Annotated in this window: 2 protein-coding genes, 3 pseudogenes and 1 other annotated feature; of the genes and pseudogenes, 1 reads left to right on the forward strand and 4 read right to left on the reverse strand. The window is 59.4% G+C overall.

What is annotated here, in order from left to right; genetic code table 11:
• Positions 1-670 precede the first annotated feature (670 nt).
• The 3 genes and pseudogenes from virD4 to NKJ26_RS32895 form a co-directional block, all read right to left on the reverse strand.
• The gene (gene virD4, locus NKJ26_RS32885) at positions 671-2,416 is read right to left on the reverse strand and encodes a type IV secretion system ATPase VirD4 (RefSeq protein ID WP_023709052.1); all 1,746 of its coding nucleotides are present in this window, start codon (positions 2,414-2,416) and stop codon (positions 671-673) included.
• Between the two features lie 247 nt (positions 2,417-2,663).
• Positions 2,664-3,206 (reverse strand): hypothetical protein, encoded by a 543-nt coding sequence (locus NKJ26_RS32890; protein ID WP_245264091.1) that lies wholly within the window; start codon positions 3,204-3,206, stop codon positions 2,664-2,666.
• Between the two features lie 535 nt (positions 3,207-3,741).
• Positions 3,742-4,044 (reverse strand): annotated as a pseudogene (locus tag NKJ26_RS32895) (integrase core domain-containing protein); the annotation flags it as partial.
• Between the two features lie 43 nt (positions 4,045-4,087).
• Here NKJ26_RS32895 and NKJ26_RS32900 point away from each other — a divergent pair.
• Positions 4,088-5,490: pseudogene (locus NKJ26_RS32900) on the forward strand (IS30 family transposase).
• Between the two features lie 7 nt (positions 5,491-5,497).
• Here the strand turns inward: NKJ26_RS32900 and NKJ26_RS32905 are convergent.
• Positions 5,498-6,390: pseudogene (locus NKJ26_RS32905) on the reverse strand (IS3 family transposase); the annotation flags it as partial.
• Positions 6,023-6,139, reverse strand: a sequence feature (AL1L pseudoknot). (Overlaps the previous pseudogene by 117 nt.)
• Positions 6,391-6,742 lie beyond the last annotated feature (352 nt).

A 6,742-nucleotide genomic window follows, 5' to 3' on the forward strand; every position in this document is an offset into this window, starting at 1 on the left:
TGGGGTGACGAGGCTGATCAAGCCTTCCAACAGTACCAGCCTGATCAATTACGGCGAGAGCTACCGGTCCGGAGATCGCATCAGCCCCTCTCTGCATATGCACGCGGCCGCCTGAATTGCCGATTTCGCTCAGCTGCTGCTGAATGGCGACGGCTTGCGGCGCATTCAGGGCCCTCTGCGTCTCCGCTGGCCACAACAGCGCTGGTGAATGTTCATTGTTGGGACGACTCACTCGGGTGGCAGGTGGTTGCATGGTCAAGCTCATCCGGCGAAGGGCGGATCTGCTGTTGGCTGGCAGCCAAGACTGGGGGCGGCGGCCCGAACTCCGGCGTCCCAGAGCTTGCGAAAGCCTCCGACACGCTTCTGTTGAGGTCATCCCGTCCAGCGGGCATCCCTGGGTTGCTGAAAAAAGACCAGGCGGCTTGATGATCCTGCCCTCGCTGAAGCACCTCGCGAAACCTCCTGTTCCAGTCGCAGAAGCTCCTCTGGATCGGTTGGCGGCTCGTCAGCTCGACCATCGAACAGCGGCCGGAGCGCCTCGGACACGTGCTGCTCAAAGCCCACTCGCCGGGCTTGGCCCGCTTGCCCCTCTTCCAAGCCGGCGTCCTGCACCTGCGACAAAGCTGTTACACGGGATGGATTTTTTCGCGGGGTCCACACCAGCCTCACATCAAACTGTATCGTCAAAGTCCTGCGCCAATTCACACAGCGGGTCATCGAGTTGAGATTCGGCGGAGAGCGCCTCCTCTGCTCCCGTCAAGGGCGCCGGCTCCGGGAGGGCGCCTGTCTGGCGTTCAAAGATGCGTTTCAGAATGCGATCCGAGAAATAACGCACCTTCCTCAATTTTAATGGTGGCAGACCTTTGATGAGAACAATCTCGTAGTCGTCATCGAGCAGCCGAACCTGTTCGGGACGCAATAGCGGTGCACCTTGATGTGAATTCTGAATGGTCCAGTCGAACGTTCGCGCCTGGCTGTGGGAAATCGATTTGGCTTCAAACGTGTATTCACCGATGGCCTTGGAAATGTAGTTCGGAGTCTCGTCATCAGCCGTGGCCATGAACACTTGCAGTCCGGTATTGCTGAGAAAATTCTGCTTGCCAGCCTCTCCATAAGCCCCCGTCAGTGCCGAAAGGCTTTGGATGATGAGCATGAAACGCCCCTTGTAGCCCGCGATAGTCGTGATTGCGGTCTCGATCGCCTCCAGCTTACCCAGGTGCTTGAACTCATCGAGCAGGAAGAGAACCTCGTGCTTTTCATCCCGGCGGGCCAGCGACCGCTGCAGAATTGAAACGATTTGCTGAAAAAACAAGCGTATCAAAGGCGCGATCACCTCAAGGTCGTTCGGACCAACGCAAAGATAGATGCACGTTCTGCGACGGCGAAGATCATAGACCGAAAAGTCCGAGCGACTTGTGGCCGCCTTTACAGCGGGATCCGCCCACAGGTTGAGCCCGCCATCGCCGAGCACGGAAGTGTAGGAGGTTAGGATTTTCGTATCGTTCCCCGCCATGTCGTCGAAGATGCGTTGTGCCTCTTTGTTCTGAGTCTCCATGGCGAGTCGCGCGAAGAGCTTAAACTTCTCCCCCGGCTGGGCGAAGAGGTCATAGACGGCGCCGATTGTTGGCGTGCCCCGCTCGATGCAGGCAAGGATTCCCGCGACAAAGATATCTCGCGCGCCGCTGACGAAACCTTCCGCGCCCTCCCCCTTGGCCGTAATCAGGTTTGCGGCCAAGCGGCGGGCTTCGGTGAATTGCTGCTGTGGAGGCAGCGCTATAAGATCCAACAGCGGATTGTAGCAGTTTGTGCGCCGCTCCGAATCCAGCGGCGCGAATTTAAACACGTCGTCACCTGCGGCTTTGCGCGCCCTCGAGGTGAGCTCAAAGAGCTCCCCCTTGACGTCCAGAGCTATCACCGAGCCTTTGAATGTAAGTAGCGTTGGAATGACTATGCCGACGCCCTTGCCAGCGCGGGTCGGTGCAACGATGAGGCTGTGAGGCTGCTCGCCATTGGTCAGGTAGTAGCCAGGCCAGAAAGGGCCACTTGTCTTCCCAAACACCGGCCCTGTCACGCCACGGTATCGTCGCAGATATCCCGTGCGTCGCATTTCATCCACTCGAGCCCAACGAGCCGTCCCGTGGTGTTCGAGCTTGCGGCGCAATACGATCTGCTGAATCAGCAAGACGACCGCGGACGTCGAGAGCACGATAGCCGCGCCCCGATAGAAAACGGGGGTTGCGAAACCCAAATAGAAGGGCGTCTCAAACCAAAAGGCACGGACATCAAACGCCATCAGAGCCTCGCCGCTGCCGCCGTGGCGGAAGGTTGCGTAAAGACTTGCCGCACAGAAGCCCACGGCGAGTGAGCACGCGATGCTAATGGCTATGTTGGGGGGCGTCGTTTTTGTTGAAAGCATTGTTCCATTGCCGGATTAGCCGTAGCTAATGCTGCGCGTGCTTCAGAGACCGAACCGGCGTCGCGCGATGTCGCCGCTCGACAGATCGATGCCGCAGTGGGTGGTGCGATGCTTGCAGCGCATCACCCGGCAGACGTGGTTTTTGAAAGTTACACTAAGCAGGTACGTCAACGGCCAGCGAATTGGAAACGGCAAGGCCGTAGACGGAATTCGGGAGAGAAAGCGTCACTGTACCATGGCCGAGACATCAACGGCCGGAGCGATCTCTGCTTCTGGTGGCCTCCATTAGGTCCTCTCGGGCGTGATTGTAGGCTTGGCTTATGGACCGCCCGACTTGAGCACCCCGCTGCAGCTGTTCATAGGAGGTTTGCGGGCCTACTGTATCACGGACTGCAGCCTCAATACCTGCTATGTGGCCGTCCAGATTCGCACTCCGTTCCTCTGCTGCATGCTGCGGCGGCGGCATGTGCGGCAAGATGTCTTGCATGCCGGGAAAAACTGAGTGAGCTTGGGCCTGTTGATTTGCGTCGAACTGGTGATACATGTTGAGAATAGCATTGGATGCCATGTTTCTGACATTGCCATCCGGATCAGAAGAAGCCAATCCAATGGCCTGATCAAGAATGCGAGATTTGTTTTCGTCAGTAAACTTACTGAAGTGTGGCGCAACGTAATAAGCTCCGAGAGCTTGCGACGGCGGATCCATGTTGCCAATGCGATTAACAATAGCATCTTGCAGCCCTGGCGTTAGGTAATCGCCTAGATTACTGGCCGCTCCGACTTTCTGCAATGCTATGTCATCCGTGCTGTACCCCAATTCGGCTGTTAATGTCGCGGCCAGATTGATGGCTGATCGTCCAAGCCGATTGGTCCGCCTTTCAAATCTCGCGAGGTCAGTTTCTGGCCCGGGTTGAGTGCCCCGAACGGCTGTTCGCTCGTGCGTCCCGAGGCCTTTGAAGCCCCCAAGATTTCGCGCTGTATCGCGCGGGTTAGCGGTTACCAGCCGTTCTGCAACATCGCTCAATGGCCCCTCTGGAACGTCACGGAGGCTACTGCTCCCCACGCCTTGAGATGATCTTGCAGCTGCACGTGCCCGTTTGTTATCGCGATCCATTGCTCGCCTCCAAAGTAGTTATTCTACCCAATGAGGTTACCACCGAAGCTTGACCTGCTAAACCGATATGATGTTACAGTTGTAGTATGGCAAAGGGTTCCCAGCTCTGTGGGTCTGCCAAGTGCCCGTCCAAGCCGAAGAAAATACGATGAAGCTGGCATCAAATGCGATGTGAACTGCCCCGGGCATTCCGGAGGCCGTTTCGTTTGAGTCACGCGGCTATGGCTGGTTCATCCAACATGGCGTAGTAGCGTTCCTCGGCTTCGGCCGGCGGGATGTTGCCGATGGGCTCCAGCAGCCAGCGATTGTTGAAGCAGTCGACCCATTCGAGCGTGGCGAACTCGACGGCCTCGAATGAGCGCCAGGGTCCGCGTCGATGGATCACCTCGGCCTTGTAAAGACCGTTGATCGTTTCCGCGAGAGCATTATCGAAAGAGTCGCCGACACTGCCCACTGCGGGTTCGACGCCGGCCTCCGCCAAGCGCTCGGTGTATTGAATGCTGACGTGTTGGGCGGATTCAACCGGTCGTCGCAACACCAAGGGATTGGAGGTTGCAATGACGGTTCACCAACGCGCTTCAGATCGGTGCACTCGAAAGAAGCTAGATTCGCCCGGGCGTCCGCCTGCCTGGCAGCGTGAGAATCGCTTCCGGTTCTGGCAAGCTATTGCCTTGGGACATTCGAGCGAGGAGGCCGCACTGGATGCCGGTACATCAACGCCTCTTGGTCCGCGCTGGTTTCGGAGTGCAGGAGGGATGCCGCCAACGCATTTGGCGCCGTGGGCGAAGCCGCCTTCGGGGCGATATCTTTCTTTCGGGAGCGCGAGGATATTGCGCTTGAGCTTGCCAAGGGAATCGGCATCCGGGCCATTGCTCGTAAGCTAGGTCGGCCGCCGAGCACAATCTCGCGGGAGGTCAGGCGCAATGCCGCGACGCGCAGCGGCAATCTGGATTACCGGCCAGTGCCGCCCAATGGCACGCCGATCGTGAGTCCCGGCGGCCTCCTGGCAAGCTGGCGGTCAATCCGGCTCTGCGTGAACATGTTGAGGAGCGCTTGGCCGGCAAAGTCACCAACCCCAATGGCGCCTCATTCGAGGGCCCCAAGGTGGGTATGGAAAAAACGACAGAGCCGGAGGTGGTCGGCAGCCTGAAGCCCCGAGCAGATCGCTAAATCGGCTTCAGATCGATTACCCAGAGGATCAACCATGCGGATCAGCCACGAGACGATCTATCAGTCCTTGTACATTCAAGGACGCGGAGCATTGCGCCGAGGACTGACCGCATGTCTGCGTTCAGGCCGAGCGTTGCGCGTACCGCGCGAACGCGCGTACCGCGCGAACGGGCCCGAGTTCGCAACAAGTCCTTCATTGGAGACGCCCTTATAATAAGCGACCGTCCGGCCGAAATTGCCGATCGGGCTGTCCCCGGACATTGGGAAGGCGACCTCATCCTTGGCCTCGGAAGCTAGGCGATCGGTACGCTCGTGGAACGAGTTCACGCTTCACAATGCGTGCTTCACCTGCCGCGCATGCATGGCTATCAGCAGAGCCTGCGCATCAAGAACGGTCCACCACTTGCCGGCCACGGCGCTGAAGCAGTCCGCAGAGCCATAGCCCGATCCATGGGCAAACTTCCCGAGCAACTGCGTCAGTCGCTGACTTGGGACCATGGAGCGGAAATGGCGCAGCAGCCGACCTGCGCATCGACACCGGGCTCGAGATTTACTTCTGCGATCCCCAAGCCCGTGGCAGCGAGACTCCAACGAAAACACCAACGGCTTCCTGAGACAGTACTTTCCAAAGGGCACGGATCTCAGTCGGCACACAGCCCGGGAACTGGACGCAGTTGCCCATGCTATCAACACAAGACCGCGCAAAACGCTCGGCTGGAAAACACCTGCCGAACTCCTCGACCAGCTCCTTGGGGGACAGTATGATGCCGGTGTTGCGACGATCCGGTGAATCCGCCTTGGCTGCCTCTATCGCTGTGATGGATGAGCCCGCCTCCCTGCACGGGCCGCCGATCATGGAGAGCCTGTTCCAGGGCATCGAGAACGAAGGCTGCATGCGCCGTCCGGCTCACCCGCCAGCCGACGATCCTTCGCGCCTCGATGACAAAGGCGACATAGACGAAGCCCGTCCAGGTCGCGACGCAGGTGAAGTCGGAGACCCGCAGCATGTTCGGCGCCGGAGCATGGAACTGGCGGTTGACGTGGTCGAGAGGGCAAGGTGCGGCCTTGTCGCTCACCGTAGTGCGGATCGGCTTGCCGCGGACGATGCCTTCGAGGCGCATGGCCTTCATCAAGCGGGCAACCGTGCAGCGGGCGACCTCGAAGCCCTCGCGACGCAACCGCCGCCAGACCTTGCGAATGCCGTAGACGCGGAAGTTCGCCTCAAACCGTCGGACCTCGTCCTTCGAGGCTGTATCCCATCTTGCCCGAGCCGACAGCCGGCAGGGGTCGACGCGCTTGGCGACATGGTCGTGGTAGGTCGACGGGGCGATCGGCAGCACCTTGCAGATCGGCTCAACCCCATGCGCCTTGCGGTTATCTTCGATGATCGCGATCGTGGCCTGAACCGGCGGTCGAGCTTCGCCTGGGCAAAATACGCGGAAGCCTTGCTCTCGTTGGCCTGCGAAGCTCGCGGCTCTCGCGTTCCAGAGCCTTCAGTTTCGTCGCAGCATCCGTGGGAACTCCGGCGCGCACGCCGCCGTCACGCTCGGCTTTCTTGCAGCCGATCTTGGCGGCGATCGATGAAACCGCCGCCCACCGCGACGTATGCTCGCGTTCGTGATCCAGAACCAGCCGCACCGCGGGGGGTCCGGACCTCGGGAGAGAACTTGTTGGTCGCCTTGCTTGTCATGGTTCCACCTTCTCAGGAGTTGGAGCCTCCGATCAACCCGGGGCGGTACACAACAAGGGTCACGGATCAATCTGGGCGGGAACCCTAGAGAATCAGCCCTCAGAGCCTTTGGTAATAGACCGACCCCTCGCACCTGTTTGGGCTGGGTGTACAAGTCAGGTTTTCATCAGGTTGGACGAGTATGTCTGGCAGCCAGAGCGCGACCACTTCCGTGCCCGCCCGCTCGTCTGGCAGACACACAAAGGAGAAAGATATGCCGTCAGCTACAAGCAGCGCCATCGTTTCCTGCCGCAGATCATCGCCCATCCGGTCTGGCCCTCCTTCAGGTCCCCTTGAGCCTGTGTCTCGTCGA

Origin of the sequence: Mesorhizobium sp. M0152 (assembly GCF_040322415.1) — a bacterium.
Classification (GTDB): Bacteria; Pseudomonadota; Alphaproteobacteria; order Rhizobiales; family Rhizobiaceae; genus Mesorhizobium.

What these genes read in the sequence shown, in the direction of transcription:
- virD4 (WP_023709052.1), bottom strand. Translation starts at nt 2,416, where the DNA reads ATGCTTTCAACAAAAACGACGCCCCCCAACATAGCCATTAGCATCGCG.